Annotated in this window: 17 protein-coding genes; 11 read left to right on the top strand and 6 right to left on the bottom strand. The window is 39.7% G+C overall.

Features of this window, described 5'->3' with window-relative positions:
* Nucleotides 1-286 precede the first annotated feature (286 nt).
* Together AACZ73_RS15340 and AACZ73_RS15335 are read right to left on the bottom strand one after the other, a co-directional pair.
* Entirely contained in the window at nucleotides 287-589 is a 303-nt protein-coding gene (locus tag AACZ73_RS15340) for a hypothetical protein (RefSeq protein WP_339879177.1), read from the bottom strand.
* Between the two features lie 238 nt (nucleotides 590-827).
* The gene (locus tag AACZ73_RS15335; RefSeq protein WP_339879176.1) at nucleotides 828-1241 is read right to left on the bottom strand and encodes a hypothetical protein; all 414 of its coding nucleotides are present in this window, start codon (nucleotides 1239-1241) and stop codon (nucleotides 828-830) included.
* A 755-nt stretch (nucleotides 1242-1996) separates the two neighbouring features.
* Between AACZ73_RS15335 and AACZ73_RS15330 the strand changes: the two genes are divergently transcribed.
* The 11 genes from AACZ73_RS15330 to AACZ73_RS15280 all read left to right on the top strand — a co-directional run bounded on the left by AACZ73_RS15330 (nucleotide 1997) and on the right by AACZ73_RS15280 (nucleotide 14917).
* Nucleotides 1997-3904, top strand: coding sequence for a hypothetical protein (locus tag AACZ73_RS15330; protein WP_339879175.1), 1908 nt, complete (start codon nucleotides 1997-1999; stop codon nucleotides 3902-3904).
* A gap of 390 nt (nucleotides 3905-4294) precedes the next feature.
* A complete protein-coding gene (locus AACZ73_RS15325; RefSeq protein WP_339879174.1) occupies nucleotides 4295-6697 on the top strand; it encodes an ABC transporter permease in 2403 nt (800 codons plus the stop codon).
* 351 nt (nucleotides 6698-7048) lie between these two features.
* Nucleotides 7049-7510, top strand: a complete 462-nt coding sequence (locus AACZ73_RS15320) for a PA2169 family four-helix-bundle protein (protein ID WP_339879173.1) — start codon at nucleotides 7049-7051, stop codon at nucleotides 7508-7510.
* A gap of 419 nt (nucleotides 7511-7929) precedes the next feature.
* The gene (locus AACZ73_RS15315) at nucleotides 7930-8256 is read left to right on the top strand and encodes a hypothetical protein (protein ID WP_339879172.1); all 327 of its coding nucleotides are present in this window, start codon (nucleotides 7930-7932) and stop codon (nucleotides 8254-8256) included.
* Nucleotides 8257-8291: 35 nt separating this feature from the next.
* Complete coding sequence (gene sbnA, locus AACZ73_RS15310) at nucleotides 8292-9275, top strand: 2,3-diaminopropionate biosynthesis protein SbnA (protein ID WP_339879171.1); 984 nt, start codon at nucleotides 8292-8294, stop codon at nucleotides 9273-9275.
* A 29-nt stretch (nucleotides 9276-9304) separates the two neighbouring features.
* Entirely contained in the window at nucleotides 9305-11119 is a 1815-nt protein-coding gene (locus AACZ73_RS15305; RefSeq protein WP_339879170.1) for an FAD/NAD(P)-binding protein, read from the top strand.
* Nucleotides 11119-12555 (top strand): Y4yA family PLP-dependent enzyme, encoded by a 1437-nt coding sequence (locus AACZ73_RS15300; RefSeq protein WP_339879168.1) that lies wholly within the window; start codon nucleotides 11119-11121, stop codon nucleotides 12553-12555. Before AACZ73_RS15305 ends, AACZ73_RS15300 begins: the two co-directional genes overlap by 1 nt.
* An 11-nt stretch (nucleotides 12556-12566) precedes the next feature.
* On the top strand, nucleotides 12567-13337 hold the full coding sequence (locus AACZ73_RS15295) for a DUF3891 family protein (RefSeq protein ID WP_339879167.1): 771 nt from the start codon (nucleotides 12567-12569) through the stop codon (nucleotides 13335-13337).
* Between the two features lie 258 nt (nucleotides 13338-13595).
* Nucleotides 13596-13799: a DUF2188 domain-containing protein gene (locus AACZ73_RS15290; protein WP_339879165.1), complete on the top strand. Its 204-nt coding sequence runs from the start codon at nucleotides 13596-13598 to the stop codon at nucleotides 13797-13799.
* A gap of 39 nt (nucleotides 13800-13838) precedes the next feature.
* Nucleotides 13839-14339, top strand: a complete 501-nt coding sequence (locus AACZ73_RS15285) for a DinB family protein (protein WP_339879163.1) — start codon at nucleotides 13839-13841, stop codon at nucleotides 14337-14339.
* 227 nt (nucleotides 14340-14566) lie between these two features.
* The gene (locus AACZ73_RS15280) at nucleotides 14567-14917 is read left to right on the top strand and encodes a hypothetical protein (protein WP_339879162.1); all 351 of its coding nucleotides are present in this window, start codon (nucleotides 14567-14569) and stop codon (nucleotides 14915-14917) included.
* A 25-nt stretch (nucleotides 14918-14942) separates the two neighbouring features.
* Here AACZ73_RS15280 and AACZ73_RS15275 read toward each other — a convergent pair whose 3' ends face one another.
* The 4 genes from AACZ73_RS15275 to AACZ73_RS15260 form a co-directional block, all read right to left on the bottom strand.
* A complete protein-coding gene (locus AACZ73_RS15275) occupies nucleotides 14943-16250 on the bottom strand; it encodes a M23 family metallopeptidase (protein ID WP_339879161.1) in 1308 nt (435 codons plus the stop codon).
* A 340-nt stretch (nucleotides 16251-16590) separates the two neighbouring features.
* The gene (locus AACZ73_RS15270; RefSeq protein ID WP_339879159.1) at nucleotides 16591-17304 is read right to left on the bottom strand and encodes a VTT domain-containing protein; all 714 of its coding nucleotides are present in this window, start codon (nucleotides 17302-17304) and stop codon (nucleotides 16591-16593) included.
* Nucleotides 17305-17699: 395 nt separating this feature from the next.
* Nucleotides 17700-18926 (bottom strand): hypothetical protein, encoded by a 1227-nt coding sequence (locus tag AACZ73_RS15265; RefSeq protein ID WP_339879157.1) that lies wholly within the window; start codon nucleotides 18924-18926, stop codon nucleotides 17700-17702.
* Nucleotides 18927-19298 carry a TlpA disulfide reductase family protein gene (locus AACZ73_RS15260; RefSeq protein ID WP_339879155.1) on the bottom strand — a complete coding sequence of 124 codons (372 nt, stop codon included), beginning with the start codon at nucleotides 19296-19298 and terminating at the stop codon, nucleotides 18927-18929.
* Nucleotides 19299-19804: the final 506 nt, after the last annotated feature.

The following is a 19804-nucleotide window of genomic DNA, read 5'->3' as shown; positions in this document are numbered from 1 at the left end:
AGGATAGCATGAATCATCCATCCTTATTAGAATCACTAGACTAGTGTCACATTGCGCGAAGTCGAAATGTAAAGGGAGGACAATTGATACCCAAAGATTCATTAGCCTTCTGTCTTAGGATAATTAGCCAACTCTATCCTGCCTGATTATGGGGAATACATATTTTATTAGCCAAGAGGGAAACAGAAGCTTGGCTCACTTAAAAGATTGCGAGCAATCCCATTACAGGCCTTTTGATTTGCCTGCAATAAACTCCAACAAGTAATATTAAATCCCTTTAAAAAAATCAGTCCGGTTTTGTCTCCGGATGCTTCTCCCAGTACTGAACAATGGAAGGCATATATTCATCGCTTTCGATGGTGCCTTGCAAATCAGCTTTCTGGCCTTGATAAAGATAAATTTTATTGTTTTCCACCTTTTCTACGGTCAGCGCTTCTTTTTCCAGTAGTTCCTGCACTTTTTTCCAATCCTCAGGGTCTTTAACGAAAGTTTCAAAACGGATATAAAATTCCTCTCCGATAGGAGGGATAGGGTAATCGCTTGGAATCTCAGCGCTGATCACAGGATCTGTGGGAAAAATGAGTTTCATAACTGTGGCAAATATTTGATTTATTAAAACTAACTAGGATTGCCTAGAAAGACAACCTAATTTCTTTCTAGGCAACTTAAAGTTGTTTCAACCCTCTAAGATAGGAAGAGGACTGCTTGGTGCCTTAATTATGAGGATTGGAGCTAGCTTTTCGGCTCCCAATATTACAAGGACATTTTGTAGTCCAGTATAAAGAATATAAAGCTACTGGTATCACCAGTAGCTAGTATACTGGTATTTAAATGTATAAGATATAATCCTGCGGATAAATTGACCTTTTTGAAATAGATAGGTAATATTCGCCGCACGCTGTAATAGGGATCAACCTGTTTGTCGCCAGTTCTTCCTGTTGAAATCCTTCAGTGAAGAATGTAAAAATCCAGGATTTGGGATCTTTGATGTGGATGATGTTTAACTCTCCACCAAATCCATTAAATATTCCGACCGCTTTTCTGAAGAATTCCTTGAAAAGTAACTTTAAGTGCTGTGGGTCTCCTTTGATTAAGGGAAGTGCACTATCAGCTTTGATTTTAAAATTGACCTTTCCTTCAAAATCATTAATTATTCCCTTGACCAAATCATAGCTATCTACAATTTGATCTTCATGAATAACCCCGTATTGGGTTGTGCTTAGATCTGTTTGGTTAACCATAGTTTTGTTTTTTTAGGTGAATGATTTGAATAGTTAATGTGTGGGTGAACAAACAACTTACTCTCCTCTGTATTTTTCTTTGACTAATGCTCTTATATTCTCTTTGTTAAATGTCTTTTTAAAGTGAATAGCTGAAATCCTATATTCTTAAGATAGCACTTTCTAAGCTTTGATTTATACAAATGTGCTAATTTGAAAAAACTTAAAAGAAGAATTTAGGACAAACACAAATAGCCTATCGTCCAGTTGCACTTATCTTTCGATGAATGGAAATCGGGGGAGTGATGGATAAAGGTGATAAACTATCAAAACGCATTAAACATCAATTTAAATTGACACTTTGGGTGCTTACTGTGGCGCTTTAGAACTATCATTCCAAAGCAAAAGCCTACATAAAAGTCAACATGGTAGTACATCCGATTTAGGGTAACCGGACACAGTATTTTATATAGAGTATGATCTATTGCGCAGGTAATACATACTGTTTTTGAAGATCATCTTAATACCAAATATATCAAGCCTTTCCGGCCGATTGGTCCATTGTTTTTTAGCCAAATTTAATGGAAGTTTTGGCTACGTCCATCATGGCCGCTAATCCTATTATAAATCTGATGCTTAGATGGCTTAAAAGTCTGTGATTTAATACGTTTTTAATGCTTCCATAAGGAGATTTTTTAGGGTGAAAATATTTTGAATTAAAACATTAAAAGTGTTTTGCTTTGTAGTTATTTTCCATGGTCAAAACCACTCTTACCATGAATAGAAAGGCACAATTAAAGTATTGCTCTGCATGTCTAAATAGGAAATTTAATCCCAATCACGGGATAGTTTGTGGCTTGACCGACAAGGCTGCAGATTTCGTGGATACATGTGATCTTTATCAGGAGGATGACATCAAGAAACGGGAACAACAGGAGTCCGAGTTAGTTACCCTATCAACAGAAGAATTGTTGACAACTTTACCTCTAGAAATCACCAATCACCTCCGGCAGCATCAAAGCTTTGGTTTTGCAGTTTTGGGAGGAATGTTAGTCGCTATATTTTCAGCTATTATTTGGGCTATTATTTCCGTCACTTTTCATTATCAGATAGCTTGGATGGCTATTGGCGTAGGATTACTGGTAGGATATTCAATTCGTTTCTTTGGAGCGGGAGTAGATAAGAAATTTGGTTATCTGGGAGCGGGCATTGCAGTATTCGCCTGCCTATTGGGGAATCTATTGACTGAGGTGGGTTTTTATGCAGATGAGCAATCAATCACATATTTAGAAGTATTGGGTTATCTCACACCTCTGATCAGTATACAGATTATCATGGAAAGCTTTGTCCCAATTGATTTGCTTTTCCTGGGATTGGCAGGGTATGAGGGATATAAATTTTCATTCAGAACTATTCCTGCTACTCTGGAAAACCAGAAAAATTACGAGCCACCGTTTGCAAAATTAAGGCTACCGTTGGCTGCCGTATCTGCGGTCATGATTGGCATATGTATGTTTACAATATCTAGCAGTTCTGAAGCAGAAAGTACCAATTATTATGAATCAGGCAATTTGCTTTCAAAAGGAAAACTCTTGCATGGCATTGCGGATGGTGAATGGGAATTTTACTATGAGGATGGAAGTGTAGTTGCGAAAGGCAATTACTCAAATGGATTGGAGGAAGGTTTCTGGCAATATTACGATGAATCAGGAATGCTCAGTAGCCTTCAGCAATATCAAAATGGTTTTCTCCATGGGATGTTCACTTCGTATTATGGGGATAGCCTAATCAACCAGCAGGGTGAATATAAGTACGATAGGATGGATGGAGAGTGGACTACTTTTTACGAGGATAAAACAATCCAGGATAAGGGGAAATATTACCTGGATATGCCTGAGGGGGAATGGGAATATTTTCATGAAAATGGCGAAATTTATCAAAAAGGGAGATTTGAAAAAGGGGAAAAGAGAGGTGTCTGGAAGACTTGGGACGAGGAAGGGCAACTTTTGGAAGAGGTAAATCATATCTCTGAAAATGATGTGGAATGGATCACCTATAGAAGTACTGCTGACAAGCCTTCTGTGCAAAATGGAAACGGCGATTTTATTTCCTTTTACCCAAATGGAAAAATCTCAGTTTCCGGGTCAGTCAAAAACAAAAAAATGGATGGGGATTGGAAATTCTTTGATGAAAACGGGAAGCACATATCCACTATTCAATACAAAGAAAACACGGAAAAAACATTGACAGTCCGGGATAAAGACGGAGCTGTTATAGTGAATAATGGTAACGGTAGGTTTGTTAGCTATTATGAAAGTGGGAATATGCAAGAGGAAGGGGAATACAGCAACGGACTGAAACAAGGAGAATGGAAGACTTATTTTGATGCAGAGGAAAATCCTATTCTGGGCATTGTTAATTTCAAGGATGGACTAATGAATGGAAAATATCTCGCCTATTTCCCAGATGGTAAAGAACAACTGAAGGGGGATTTTCAAAACGGATTTAGAAACGGACTTTGGACATGGTTTACTATGGAAGGTGAAATAGAATCAGAAGTGCGTTTTGCAGATGGAAAAAAGACTGGAGATCAAATTTTCTATAATGAATTCAAGGCAATTACTAAGAAAGAAAAGTATGATAATGGAGATTTGGTAGAGACCATTCTTCCGGAAAACTTCTAGAGCATTCATGGGGCGAATCAATATTCGCCCCATCTAACTAATCAGCTACACCAGGTATATCTACTTTTTTACAAGTAAATAGGCAAAAGCAATCTAGGATATGTTTAGATTTATATTTGAGGCTACTTCTGTCATGGGTCTTCTGTCTTCCCACCAAATAAGCAAAGAATCTAAGGCGACTTGCACCATTGCGGATAATCGTATTTCTTAAATATTATCCCAGACAATTTATATTTTTTGATCGCTGTCGGTCAATTCTGTCCGAAAAATAAAGCTCTTAATTTTTGCATTGCCCCAATTCGGCAAGCTAGGCAAGTTTTTATTTTCGGTATAGATCTAGAGGTCACTTTCCTCGCTTGCTATCCGAAAACCTCTTTTTTGTTAAACCCTATGTTTCAAAACTATCTTACTTCCCTCTGGAGACACGTTTCCAAAAACAAGGTTTTTACTTTCATCAATATTGCAGGGCTAGCCATCGGGATGTTGGCTTGCATTCTCATTACCCAGTTTGTCTTGCATGAATTGAGCTATGATAATTTTCTGGATAAAAAGGACAGAATATTCAGAATACAACAAGACCGATATGACAAGGGAGAACTCTCCACCCAATGGGCTGCTGGAGCAGCAGGAATTGGGCCTGATCTAAAGGCAAATTTTCCTGAGGTCAAAGCATATACACGACTCACCAACAGGGGAGCTACTCTTTCTACAGGAGATACCTTCTTCAAGGAAGATAACCTGTACTTCGCATCGGAAGATTTCTTTTCTATTTTTTCGATAAAACTTCTGGAAGGGATAGATTCTATGGTGCTAAGGGAGCCTAATAAAATGGTGGTTTCCCAATCCACAGCTAAAAAGTATTTTGGAAGTGAGGATGTCGTTGGTAAAACTTTAAAGGCTAACGGAAATCTGGAGTTTGAGATTTCCGGGGTTTTTGAGGACCTGCCTGTAAATACACACATGAAAATTGATGTGTTGGGGTCTTTTATCACCTTGGAAAAGCTGTCGAATAATACTTTTATGACATGGGACTGGGATGGCTTTCTTACTTACATCCTTTTGGAGGAAAATGCCGATGCGGAATCACTGGAAGCTAAATTTCCGGACTTTGTCCAGAATCAACACGGAGTGGAACTGAAAAAATATAATGCAGGAATTGAATTCCACCTGCAGCCTGTCGCTGACATACATCTGGACTCAGATTATATCATGGAATTTAAAGCCAACGGCAATCGGCAGTCTGTAAATTTCCTGTCTGTGGTAGCACTATTGATAATGATCATTGCCTGGATCAATTACATCAATCTAGCTACCGCAAAATCAATCGAGCGGGCGAGGGAAGTGGGAATCCGCAAGGTAATGGGAGGATATAGAGCTCAGCTTATACAGCAATTCTTGACTGAATCACTTTTTTTAAATTTTATGGCAGTGGTTTTTGCTGCAGGCTTGGCCGTTCTTCTTACACCTTGGTTCAGTAGTCTCACAGGAAGAGAGCTCGGCTATCATCTGTTTTTGCAGCCTTCCTTTTGGATTATTTTACTTGGTTTGATTGTGCTCGGTGCAATTATTTCAGGCTTATATCCTGCATTTGTTCTTTCATCTTTCCAGCCGGTAGCAGTTTTGAAAGGGAAATTCAAAAATTCAGATGCTGGTGTTTGGCTTAGAAAAGGCATGGTGGTTACTCAGTTTATCGCTTCCATCACGCTGATGGTAGGTACATTCACAGTGTATAGACAACTTGTGTTTATGCGGAATCAGGACTTGGGTGTCAATATAGATCAGACAGTAGTACTTAATTCACCGAGTGTAACTGACTCTACTTACAAACAAAAGTATCAGGTCTTCAAACAGAATATATCCAGTCACACAGGGGTGATTTCCGTCACGGCATCCACTTCGGTTCCAGGAAGCCAGCCAGACTGGAATGCAGGTGGAATCCGAAGATTGAGTCAAGCCGAGGATGAGCAAAACCAATACAGAATCATCATGACCGATGGCTCTTTCAACCAAAGTTTTGGACTGGAAATGCTTTATGGAAGAGAGTTTTCCGATGATGTAGCCAATGAGGAAAAGAATGTTCTCTTAAATGAATCTGCCACGCGCCTGATGGGTTTTTCCTCGCCTGAAGAAGCCATCAATGATGAGATTTTCTTCTGGGGTGACACCTTCAATATCGTGGGAGTAATGAAAGATTATCATCAGGAGTCTCTTAAGAAATCATTTGATGCATTAATTTTCCGTTACAACGAGGCACCCAATGGCTTCTATTCCGTGAAAGTAGCACCGGGTGAAATAAAGGAATTGATGGGAAAACTTGAAGCTGATTGGCAGGAAGTTTTTCCGGGCAGTCCTTTTGAGTACTTCTTTTTGGATGAGCACTTTGATCAGCAATATAAGTCTGATCAGCAGTTTGGAACCATCTTCAGCATATTCTCAGCACTTGCCATTTTCATTGCAAGCCTGGGTTTATTTGGGTTGTCTTCACTCACAACCATACAGCGTACAAAAGAGATTGGAATCCGCAAGGTAATGGGTGCTTCACTGCCGGGTCTACTTCAACTGATCACCAAGGATTTTATTATTTTGATTCTCATTGCTATTGCATTTTCAATCCCACTTTCTATCTGGATCATGAACTCCTGGCTTCAGGATTTTGCAACACGCATACCTTTGTCCTGGTGGATTTTTGCTATTCCTAGTTTGGCTGTGGTGATTATCACTTTGATCACTGTCAGCGTGCACACCATCAAGGTTGCAATGATAAATCCTATAGAGTCTCTAACCTATGAGTGAGTTTAACACCTTTCTCACGGCGGATCTATGGGTTATAATCAAAATCACCATATAGTTTTTTGTTTAAAAAGCGCTATTTTGTTCAGAATATTGAGCCTTCAATTGCTGTTAAATTTAAGGTCTTGATAAGGAGTTTTGGAAGGAAGGGAACTAGAAGTTAAGCTTTCTATAAAAGGAAAAATCTTCTACATGATGAGGTTAGTTTTCCTAAAGATTTTTGATTGATTGTCGGGCTTTAAACAATTGATATCACTTTAATCCCTATTAAAGAGGGGCATAGCCTAGTTTGGTCAGCATGGTAAATTGTTTGTATTGAAAAAATATATTCAAACAATTTAAAATAACCACATTATGAAAACCAACAATGAAACTGCCGAAATTCTAAATGATCTGGTACAGATTAACAACGACCGAATCGAAGGTTACCAAACTGCTATTGACAACCTAAAAAGTGAGGATAACGATTTGAAACCTTTGTTTGTATCACTTATTGGTGAAAGCCAACAATGTAAGCAGGCACTTTCCAAGGAGCTCAGTTTGCTAGAGGAAGATACGGATGAAGGAACAACTACTAGTGGTGCTTTATACAGAGCATGGATGGATGTGAAGGCCGTCTTTACCGGACATAACAGAAAAAGCATCCTGGAGAACTGTGAATACGGAGAGGATGCTGCTCAAAAGGCATATAAAGATGCTGCGAAAGAAGAAGGATTGCCAATGCATCTGAGAGAATTGATATTGGAGCAGAAAGCTACTTTGAGACAGTCGCATGATAAGATAAAGCAATTGAGAGATCAGCTAGTAGAATCTTGATAGAGTAGCAATCTTTTCAATCAATCACGCCCTAATTCCATTGTGAAATAGGGCGTGATTTTTTTTGTTCGGTGATTTATTGATCATCTCTCACAAGAACAATTTTACCCCATCAGAAGGAAGTGTGATTTATTTAGGCACCTATTGGAAAAAACTATAAGGATGAAACAATGGAGTCGGTTCTGTCTAATACAACTTCTTCGACGGAATTATTTCAGTTAGTCTTAAAACAAATTACCTAAATAATTTAAGGCCTGACTTCTACAATATGAGTATTTATTTCCCTCAGAATTATAGTTGATCCAGTAGCTGTATCCATAGCAAATAGGCTCTGTTGTGTTCTGGATGCAGTAAATGAACTTTTACCTAGGATGGCTAAGTATTTGGATTTGTTAGGTTAGGAATTTAACCTGACCCTTATGACTAGTCTGACTCCTCTGAAAAGCGATTATATCCGGGTGCTGGAGCAGTGCATAGCTGATTGCCAGAAGTTTGTCAAGAATCACAAATACACTAGAGGTATGGAGAAATGCATAGATGTATGTCAACTCTGTATCGGAGCTTGTGTGGAATGTCTTGCAGCCTGCGAAGCTGGCCGACCGGATCGTGGGAAGATGATGCACATCTGTATGAATGCCTGTCAGAAATGTCTTGATGAATGTGAAAAGCACAATAATGAAGATTGCCAACGCTGTGCGCATTCCTGTAAGAATTGCATCGAGGAATTCAAATACATAATGGCCTAGTAAAGCCAACCAAACCTTTTGTAAAACTACCAACTATGACCTACCCACACCAACCTTACTATTCCAGAATTCTGGATGCAGTAGGATTCACGCCTATGATTAGGCTTAATCGATTATTCGCTGATTCCCAGTTTAAGATTTTTGCTAAAATGGAGTCTTTCAACCCTGGAGGAAGCATTAAAGACAGAACTGCATTACAGCTCATCACCCACGCCATGGAAAATGGCAAATTGAAAAAGGGCGATACAGTCGTGGAATCCAGCTCCGGAAACATGGCCATAGGACTAGCGCAAACCTGTAAGTATTTTGGATTGAATCTGGAAGTAGTTGTAGACCCTATGGTTAATAAGCTGAATGTCAAAATTATTAAAGCTTATGGAGGAAAAGTGAACTTTGTTGACACTCCTGCGAAAGTGGGTGGTTTTCTACAAGCTAGATTAGACAGGGTACAGGAAATCCTGGATTCCAATCCGAGAAGCTTCTGGACCAACCAATATGGGAATATCCAAAATCCAGCTGCCCACAAGCAGACCATGCATGAAATCATCAAAGACTTGGGACAGGCTCCCGATTATCTCTTTGCAGCTACCAGTACCTGCGGTACACTCATGGGATGTGTAGAGTATATCAAGGCCAATAGGCTTAAGACTAAAATTATTGCTGTCGACGCTTTAGGAAGTGTTATTTTCGGATTACCACCTGGTGAAAGAAAAATCCCAGGTCATGGAGCAGGCAGAAAATCCCAGTTCTTAAAAGTAGAATCCATTTTTGATGTCGTTCATGTAAGCGATGCGGAATGCGTGGAAGGTTGTCATAGATTGCTAAATACAGAAGCGATACTCTGTGGAGGATCTTCAGGTGCCGTCACATACGCTGTACAAAAACTTATTCCTTCCTTACCCACTGGTTCTACCGTCGCCATGATATTGTGTGACAGGGGAGAGCGTTATCTAGACACCATCTATAATGAAGATTGGGTAAGCGAAAATATCACCAAGCTAGAAAAGGTTCTGGTTTAACTATAAATTATCAATGAAAAACCAAATCAATGACTGAAGAGCCTTGCAAACTGAGAGTTGGAATAATCGGACTTGGTCCTAAGGGGCTTTACGGGTTGGAGCGTCTACTAGCCAATTTAGCTAGGATGGATGATCCTTTGCCTGTTGAAATTCATCTCTTCAACAAGTCGGATTCTTTCGGATCAGGATACGTATATGATAGCAGTCAGCCTTCGTATTTGATGATGAATTATGTAAATGGCTACATCAATATGTGGCCAGATCAGGATCCAAAGCCCATTGTTCCAAGTCCAAAATCTTTTGTTAACTGGCTTGAGGAGAAAGAGGGCGAATTTCCTGAGGCGAGTGCATATACTTTTTCTTCAAGAGCCACAGTGGGCAAATACCTATCCGAGGGTTTTTCAGACTTGTTGAATGCCTGTCCAGCTCAAGTGATTATTCATAAGCACATTGGCGAGGTTAAGGACATAGCAAAGCAGGAGGATATTTACCACATTAGCTACCAAGATTCTCTTTCGGGAAAAGTTATTTCAATCGAAAATTTCCATAATCTTCTTATAGCAACAGGACATCCCTGTGTAAATGATCCAGAATCACAAACACAAGCTAACCACATTGATTTTATTTATCCCGTGACGCGGCGCTTATCGCAGATAAAAGAAAGAAGTGCGGTTGCCATCAAAGGTAAGGGGTTAACTTTTATCGATGCAGTTCTGGCATTGACGGAGGGAAGAAATGGCAAGTTTGAAGAGGACGAAAAAGGAATACTTTCCTACATCAAGTCTGGCCAAGAGCCTTCAATAATTTATCCATTTTCCAAATCCGGTCTGCCAATGATTCCAAGAGGAAATACCTTTGGGAAACCTGATTATTCTCCCTTTTATTTTAGAAGTGAATCCCTCGAATATATGGAAGCCTGGGACGGGAAATATGATTTTGAGCGCCAGCTTTTGCCGTTAATTGAAAAGGAATTCACCTCTGTTTATTATTCCAAACTGTTTAAGGAAAAAGGAATTGAGCTTACACTTTCGCATGATTTCACCCAAGTAGAAATTCAGATAGAGAGCTTTCTTGAAAAGCATCCCGACACTCCGCGATTTGATTTTCATGACTTTCTGGAATCTCGTCTGCCTGATTCTGATGTTCATAATGCTACTGTGGAATTTATTGAAAAAGGTATTTTGGAAGCGGAGATCGGTCCGGAGGAAAGCGCTTTGGCTGCTACGTCCGAACTGTGGAGGCATCTGAGTGACTTCTTTAATGAACTTTACAAATTCGGCGGCCTAAAGCCGCAATCTCAAAAGGTATTTCTGGAGAAATATGCAGGCCACTTGAACAGGATTTCCTATGGGCCACCTATACAGAATATGAAGAAAATCCTGGCTATTGCGAAAGCCGGATTAATCGATTTCTCATTTGCCCAGAATCCGGAAATAGAAAATTCTAATGGCTATATCTTATTAAATAAAAATAAACAAGATGTGCATGCCGATTATCTGGTGGATGCACGAATACCCAAAATTCAATTACATAGATGCGCAGGAGAGTTCTTCGGAAACCTGCTGGAAAATGAGTTAATTTTTCCATACGTAAACCGTCAGGAAGGAAGACTCGATTACCGTCCCGGTTGTATTGCCATCAATGAACATGGAAACCCTATAGACAAATCAGGCTTAGCCAATACCTCCATCACATTTACTGGAACTCCCACTGAGGGCCTTACCTATGACAACGACACTCTTTCCCGAAAGAGAAATGATTTTGTTTCGGATTGGGCAAAGTCACTAGTGGAAAAATTATCAAAGATTCAGGAAGAATCAGAACTCAGATCAACATTTTATTAATGTCCAACCTACCCACATTAACACCCATCACTTCTCCATGGATGCATGAGCTCATGGCTGAAAAAAGCCTTTTGGATAAACTGCTTTCAAAATATGGTTCTCCAATCAACATTCACCATGCTGATTCTATGGAGGAAAACTATAAGTCCTATCAGACGGTATTTGAAGAATTCGGGCTGAAGTATAAAATCTTTTTTGCACGAAAAGCTAATAAGACAAAGGGAGTGGTGCATAAAGCACAGGAATTGGGAATGGGCATAGATACAGCGAGCCTTCAGGAATACACCCAGTGTCTGGAAATGGGAATTGCCCCGGAGGACCTCATCGTAACAGCTGCAGTAAAAAACACAAAGTTGGTGGAAAAGGCTGTGGCAAACGGAAGCGTGCTAATTCTGGACAATGTGGACGAATGTGAGCTGGTCCAGCAGGTAGCAGCAGAGCAAAATAGGAAAGCAAGAATCGGATTCCGTTTAAGTGGATTTTATTGCAATGAGAAAAAACTCTACAGCAGATTTGGATTTGATGTGCTTGATATACATAAGTTTATAATTGAAAATTTTGTGGAGTCGAAAAGATTCGATTTGCTTGAATACAAAGGCCTTCATTTTCATCTGAATGGTTATTCCATTGAGGAGAGGTCTATGGCGCTTAATCAGTGTTTGTCATTCTCCCAACTTCTTTCCAACAATGGTTTAAAAACGGAATTTATCGACATAGGAGGAGGTATTCTGATGAATTACCTGAAATATGAAACCGAATGGGATCATTTTAACGAGCAACTCCGCAATGCTGTAACTGGAAAAGTCGATCCAATTACTTTCGGAAATCAGGGATTGGGATTTGAAAGGTTGGATGATAATCTATACGGAGAGCTAAAAGCTTATCCTTTTTGGAATCCAGTCACTAAAGGCGATTTTCTACGGGAGATCCTTTCTTATAAAAACCCAGTGGAGGAATCCTTAGCTTCACTTGCAAGTAATCTGAATATCGAATTAAGAATGGAACCTGGACGATCCTTGCTCGATCAGGTTGGTATTACTATAGCCAAAGTTGCCTTTCGAAAACAGGATTCACTGGGGGATTGGCTTATAGGGCTGGAGATGAACATGACCCAGATGCTGAGTGGAAGCTCCGATTTTCTGTTGGATCCCTTTGTTTTATACCAGCAGGAGGAAGAAGAAATTCAGCCTGTGGACGTTTTCTTTACTGGTGCCTATTGTCTGGAAAGAGACTTATTGTTAAAGCGGAAAATAACCTTACCTAGACTTCCGGAAGTTGGGGATATAGTTGTCTTCGTAAATACTGCGGGTTACATGATGCACTTTTTCGAATCCAGCGCACATCTATTTCCATTGGCCACCAATCTTATATGGAATAGAACTACGGAAGACGGCAAAATCGAATTAGCTCACTTTCAAAACGATGCAAATCTCTAAATAACTATACTATGATAGTAAGTCCAATAAACAAAGGCTGGAAAATCATCTTTCACAAGGCACATGCTCTTCTGGCAATGGACATAGGTTTAAAGTTGGACCGTTCACTTTGGGCTATTCCCAAATACTGGGCTGCCGGAATGGAAAGTATAGGTGAGCACGACAACGATCAACCCAAGTGGAACGGACGGGACAATCTCACAGATTCAGGCGCTCCATTGGACTACCGTCAGCGCAAAGAGGTGGACTTGAAACAAGCAAAAGCCGTAGCCAAAAGTGCCAAATATAAGTCCGGTTTCATCGTGTTGATGGTTTCAGCACATTTTCACCAGCTATATGGGGAATCAAAAGAGTTGAAAGTTCTTAAATTTTTGGAGGAAATGGAACATAAGTGTGACGATATTCGGATGAATCTAGGCTTGGAAAAGGACCTAGTGTCACAGTGTTATAGCTTCATTAGATTTTGTGATGAACTCTCACTTGCCTTGTGCCAAAATGACTTTGAAAATCAAAAGGAACCAGTGAAGATAAAACCCATAGTGGGCGAATCAGAAATTTACCTAAGCCAACTTCCATCTGGTGAATTTCAGATTGAACCCTGGATTTTTGCGGAGGATAAGGTGGAATTCAACACTGAATGTTTCACAACCACTACAGATTTTTATAGCGAAGATGAGGAGCTGAGAAATGACCTGGACTTTCTTCATCCATCTGAGAAAACCTTTTTATTTAAAAAGAAAGATGTTGTTATAAAGTCTTTATTAGTGGAGGAAGAACATTAAAGTACAAGATTATCCGTAATGATGCTATTAGCTCTTCTAGATTCTTTACTTATATGGTGGAAGACCGAAGGCCGAAATAGCCCCAATTATAAATCTAAACATACCCTAGATTGCTTTTGCCTCTTGTATGGTATAAAAGCGGGTACACAAACTAGAGTTAAAAGCTTTGCAGTTTTACAGTAGATATTATCCTATAAAGCTGGTTTTCTCATTGCGCTTAAAATGACAAAATATTAAATTGGTTGTAAAGAATTGATTATGCCTTGGAATAATAATGATTACCCGCCATCCTATAAAAATCAGCCTACCCACATCAGGAATAAGGCCATTGAGATTGCCAATGAAATCATGAAAGAGAACGATGATGAGGGATTAGCAATTGCCACCGGGCTAAAGAATGCAAGAGAATATTTCTCGGATCATCCGGAAGAAGTAAGTAAAGCCAAGCGAAATTCAAAATAAAAAAATAGCTGTATTCAAGCGCGTTAAATAGACTGAAATATGATAGACTATTTGATACAGGAATTTGAAGATGAAGTCCTCAAAACCCGTCAACTATTGCAGGCAATTCCTGATAATGACTTGGGGTACAAACCATCTCCCACATCCTGGACTATGGCTGAGCTCGCTCAGCATATTGCCACAATATATCATTGGTATGAAGCAACTTTGACGCAGGACGTATTCGATATCACTAAAGATAACCTGGAACGTGGAGATCCAAATGATACCCAAGCTACCTTAACGCTATTTGAGCAAAATGCGGAGAAAGCCAGAGCTGCCCTAGAATCGCTCACTGAGGAAAAACTACAGGCTGACTGGACTATGAAAGCAGGGGAGAAGACCATTCTCGGTCCCAAACCTAGGTGGATCATAGCTAGATCTTTTCTTTTTAATCATATTTATCATCATCGTGGAGAGATGATAATCTACTTGCGGGCCACCGGTAATAAAGTACCTGGACTCTACGGACCTACATACGAGGAGGGAAAGGAGTCTTAAAAATCTTTCATTTGAATTTTAAGTGGATTTCCAAAATAGAACATGTTGGTGAATGATTGGAGCTCAGAACGTGCTCGAATTGTGGAGCTAATTTCCCTGGATGGAATTAATTGATATCACTTTTAAAGTCAACTTTTGCAGCAACCTATTGATTTACCTCAGGCAATACTATTTCATAAGTTTGCACAAGTCTTGTATTACTTTCTACATAACATTAGAAAGAAAACATGAGACAATCCTATTTTATACCTGAACTGCAATCCCTTGGTAAATTTATTCAGTTCTTTACCATTCCGACTGCATTGCTGGCATCTCTCTCCAATGAAAGATCCAATGCTGAATTTTTAATGAAAGTTGAAGAAAAAGATCCTCCGTCTGAGGATTTTCCAATGCCCGATGGAGATGAAATAAATCCGAATAAGGAGATTCCAGAAGAGGAGGAGTATTTGCCGGACGAGCAGGAAGTACCTGTGCAAGAACCTCCTAAAGAAATTGAAGAGGATCCTTATTTTCCCAGAAAGGGTGAAGGATTGCCACCAGAAAGAGAGGATGAGTTTCCTAAGACCGATCCAGTTTAGTAAAAGTCTATCGTGGAATTTACGTTTATGGCCTTTGCCTGTCAGAGGGCAGGTAAAGGATATTTTCATCCTTATCTATTATTACATCAAAGTTATCGTAGGTCCCTATTTTGCTAAACTGATCTAGATTTACCAGCAGGCTATCAGCGCTACTAAAGGAAGGAATATGGAGTGCATACGCGGAAGATTCTCGTAGACTAATCGGCGACAATTCAGAAATTAGACTTTTGGAAATAAATCCTGTTAATCCATTAACAGTCATAATCTGATACCAATCAGCTGTACCTCCAAGGATAAAAACTGGTGTTTTGGCAGGTAGAGTCGTTATTATAGTAGATCGTGTATTGGGCATGTCTCGAAGATTAGTCTGGGATATGCTGGACATCATCGTGGAGTATTGCTGATCTGGTAGGGGAGATGCGGTCTGAAAATCCGTTCTTATAGCTGGAAGTGGATTGATGGCTCCATTTTGATAAATTCCAAAGTGTAGATGCGGAGCGGTAGTTCTAGCGTTACCGGTATTTCCTACCAAACCAAGGGTATCTCCTGGATTTACCCGTTGTAGTTCATTGACTGTCTGGCTATCCAAGTGTGCAAAATAAAGCCGCCAGTTCCGCTCATTGTCCCTAAGCCATACTTGTTTACCTCCTAATCCTCTGTCTCTCACTGCTGTGACTATGCCGGCCACTGGTGCAAGAACAGGAGTTCCTCTTGGAGCGAAAATATCAACTCCTTCATGCGATCTAGCACCTCCATCCCTTTCAGCTCCCCAAAAACTTTGTATAGCGGCACTTTTCTTTCCCATCACCGGAAAAACTGCATAGGTTTGAGTTCCATTGACGACTATCTGATAATTACCTTCGCCAAGTAGTTCAGGCTGTATTCTAATCACATATTCACCTGTATTATCCGCTTCAAAATGTAAGGAGTCCAACTGAATCAATTCCGATTCGATTTCTTTGCCCTCAGAACTTTCCAGTAAATCCACAATTAATCTGCTGCTATCCACTGGTTGCCAATTCACCTCAATTGAAATTGATTCTCCTTGCTCCAGTTTAATTTTCCATGCATTTGCCTCAATACTTTTGGCTTTAAAACTTCCTTGAATGGCAAAAGGCAAATCCAATAAAGGAGCAGTCAATAAGACAGTATTTCCTTTTTCCTCCCATTCTTTGCCAATTTTAGTAGCACTGATTCCCGATCCTTGAAGTGTATTTACATATTGCTCTCTTGCTGAACTGGATTTGAAAATTCTAATGGATTGATTGGTACAGGAGCTTGCCAAAATACTGAAAATGGCAATTGCTATGATCGGTAGTTTAGAGGGCTTCATGTGGATTTATTGAGGTTGGACTGCGAATATTCTATCAGAAGATAATCTGAAGTGATCTTTACGCTCCAAAAACATTCCAAACTATCATGAAATAATCTGTCTTGAGATACAGGCCATTACAAAATCAAGCTATTTAGGGTATAGGTGTTTTGTAAAGAAAGTTTAGTATAAATGTGTCCTAGAGGAAATTATAGAAGTACTCTTCTTGGAAACGATGATGTCATCTGTTTTCCTCAATTTGAGCATAAATGTCAGGTGAATTAATTTTGTTGGCCATAAATAAATCCTGTCCAGCGAGCGACAAAATTTGATTACTCGCATCAGATCAAACCAAATCCATTCACTTCTTACGAGTTCTTTTTCGATTTCTATCCCAGAAAATATAGCCTGCAAAAATTAAAACACACACCAGCGAACCCCACATCAAGCCAGTTTTGAGGGAATCTGTATTTTCTCCTGTCACAGCTATCAGAAGGATAAGAGGGGTAATACCGAGCGCTGTAGCGCCAATAAACTTGCTGTAGTTCATTTTTAAGATTCCAGTGACAAAACTGATTGCATCATTGGAAAGAAACGGATTAATCCTGGTAATACTTACCGCCCAAAAACCATATTCCTCTATAAACTGACTGATTTTTTGGATAGTTTTTTCGCCTAAAAGTCTTATCACAAAGGATTTACCAAGTAATCCCCCGATAAGGTAACCCAAAGAAGAAGCAATGATAACTGAAGTGAAACTAATGACTGAACCCCAAATCGGACCATAAGCGAGCACTGCCACAATCATCAACAAAAGTGAGGGAATCACTAACAGGAACATCTGCACTACCATAGCAAGGATTATAAGCATTGGACCAATCCAGCCAAAATCTTCAACCCATTTTTTAATGGTTGCTTCATCATCACTGGTAAGCACACGCCATGCAGTCTTTATAAATTGATTGAAATCAGGTATTGCGAAGTAGCATACCACCAATCCTGTGACCAAAAGAATAGAAAAATAGAGTGGTAGGTTACTCTTTTTTGATGGTGTGCTGGACGTGGATTCTTTCATTCGTTGTTCTCGCTTGACTTTTTTAAAGTCTACTTACAAAAGTCAGGCTTAGTTGATTTTATTTTTAGTAAATAGAATTTTGATAATTATAATCTCAAAAGTTCTAAAGCATAATTTCCCTTTTTTAGCCTATAAAAAGCAATCTGGTTTCTTTCCATAATTATGTCAAAACTAATACTTAGTTCAGCAAATATTTATCCAGCTTGCTAGACAATAATCGTTCTTATTGATGCTTAGGTGAGTAAGGGGGGATTAAACCGTTACTTTTTTTGCCTCAGGACTAGTTATGTCTCCAATTTGGATGCTTCGAATGGCTCTAAAAACTAAAACTAAAATTCAGACAGAGGCATAAAAATCAAAGGCTTCGAAAAAGAGTTAGAGAAACTTCACTTTCTTCACTCAAATGCTGCGGTGGGCATGGTGGCTGTCTTTACTTGGGAAGTTTCCCCGTCTATTTCCGTCCATGCGAAGTAGACCTTGTCACCATCTATTTCCATTTGGGGAAAACCACTTTTACGTGCAGGATCCATTTGGGAAATTGCTATAGTCTTGCCCATTCCTGAATTAGTCACTTTAACTGCTTTAAAATAGCTTGCATCCTTGTCAGATTCCATCCAGCTTAGGATAGCTGATTGATCTTCCAAAAGAGCTACATCCACTCTTCCCAATGCATTTGTACTATTTACTTGGATTGGTTCACCGAATGATTCACCGGCATTTGATGAAAAAGCAACCTTCACTGTAGGCGAATCATTCACGCCCGTAAACCACGCTACTACTACTGCCTTGCCATCAGCATCCACCTTTGGTCCATTTACAGGGCAACCATTTATTTCCCAGCCATCAGAATGCACTGGCTTTGGTGTTGTCCAGCGTTCATTCACTAGTCTGGTGATGAAAATGTCCCGAACCTCAGTGTCGGAGCGATCTCGGTAAACTACGATAGGTCCATTCTCAGTCATGGCAGTGGTAGTCTGGCAGCAATCACAGGTTCTGGCATCCAGCTCAACCTCATCTGTGATACTTCCATCGGATTTCACTGTTGCCGCCCTGATGGTCATCGAGCCTCCATGTTCAGTATGCGCATTTCCTGCTGCCATACCGGTGTTTCTCCCATCCAGCCAGGTGACAACGAATGAATCAGCACCATATGGTACAGCGGACACAAAACCATGTTCGGTAAAAGTGGAATCTGTATTCAGGGCCAAACCTGTTTTCCATTCCTGATTCCCATTCTCCAAAATATTTAGCTTCACATCATAGGAATACTTTCCTTCCGATGATTTTTGAAGAAAATGAGTTAACAAGCTTCCCTTGTTTTCAGAAATTAAAGGGAAGTCTGCCCAATTCAAGAACCAATCTGATCCCTGGGTAATCTCCTTTGGTTCTTGCCATTTGTTCCTTTCCAGATGTGAATATCGAAGTTGGGATGTGGAATCATCAAGCATTTTGACCCAAGAAATCATGGGGCCTTCTGATCCCACAAAAAGATGGGGAAGAGAAGTCTGCCCAGTATCAGGAAAGGGGATAGTGTCGAGTACGGGTATGTTTTCCTTGGTTTGAGCACATGAAAACAAACTTGCTAAGGCAAGTACTAAACCAAGGTTTTTAAGAAACTTCATTTAATCAAGAGTTAGTATTTGCTGAATCTCTTCTTCTGAATCCCAAGCTATTCTTCCGGATTTATTGAAGATTTTGTCACCATGTTCATTAAATACAAATGTGGCAGGAAGGGCATGGATTTGTAGTTCTGTAAGAGCGCCGATATATCTGGCGGATTCCAATGGGATCCCCTTCTTGTTCAGATAAGATGCGATGTCTTCAGCCGATTCTTCCGATACCAGTATAACTCTAAACTTATTTTCTTCCAAAGTTTCCTCTGCCCTTACCAAAGCAGGCAATTCCTCCAGACATGGCTTGCACCAAGTTCCCCAAAAATGCAACAGGAGTTTTTGATCCTCGGATTCGGAAAGCGTTAAAGGGTTTCCATTCATGTCCTCCAGATTAGCCATAAGCTTCCCAGCTTCTCCAGTCGAAAAATTCTTTTGACAGCCAGATAGTGCTAGAGTTAGAAAGAAAAGGAAGTAAATGCGATAGGACAATGTTCTAAATTAATGATGGTAAATATTCAAAACTTACAGGGATGTTCCAACATTTTGGTTATAAAAACAACCATGAAATGCTCAAATCTTTCCAATTCACGTGAGCCAACAGAAATTTAAGACTACATATTTTTAAAATAAGGGAGATGATAAAGGCGGTCAAACTTAGCTAGGTTACCACGCGGCTTCCAGCTGTAAGTCCATGCCTGTGGAAATAATATGTTTCAAAAAATGGAACACACATATTAATTCATCTATAGCAACGGCATATATGCTGCTCAATTGTTGGATTAACAAATTTTTATTGGCTTTTAACCCTGATTTAACCAATTAATTAACCGCATCGCTTCTATTTTCATCAGTATCAATTGCTGAACTGATAAGCATTTCTGGTCAAT

This window comes from uncultured Algoriphagus sp. (genome assembly GCF_963974835.1).
In the GTDB taxonomy this organism is placed as follows: Bacteria; Bacteroidota; Bacteroidia; order Cytophagales; family Cyclobacteriaceae; genus Algoriphagus.
The sequence above is the reverse complement of the archived record's forward strand: the minus strand, read 5'-3'. Positions and strand labels throughout refer to the sequence as shown.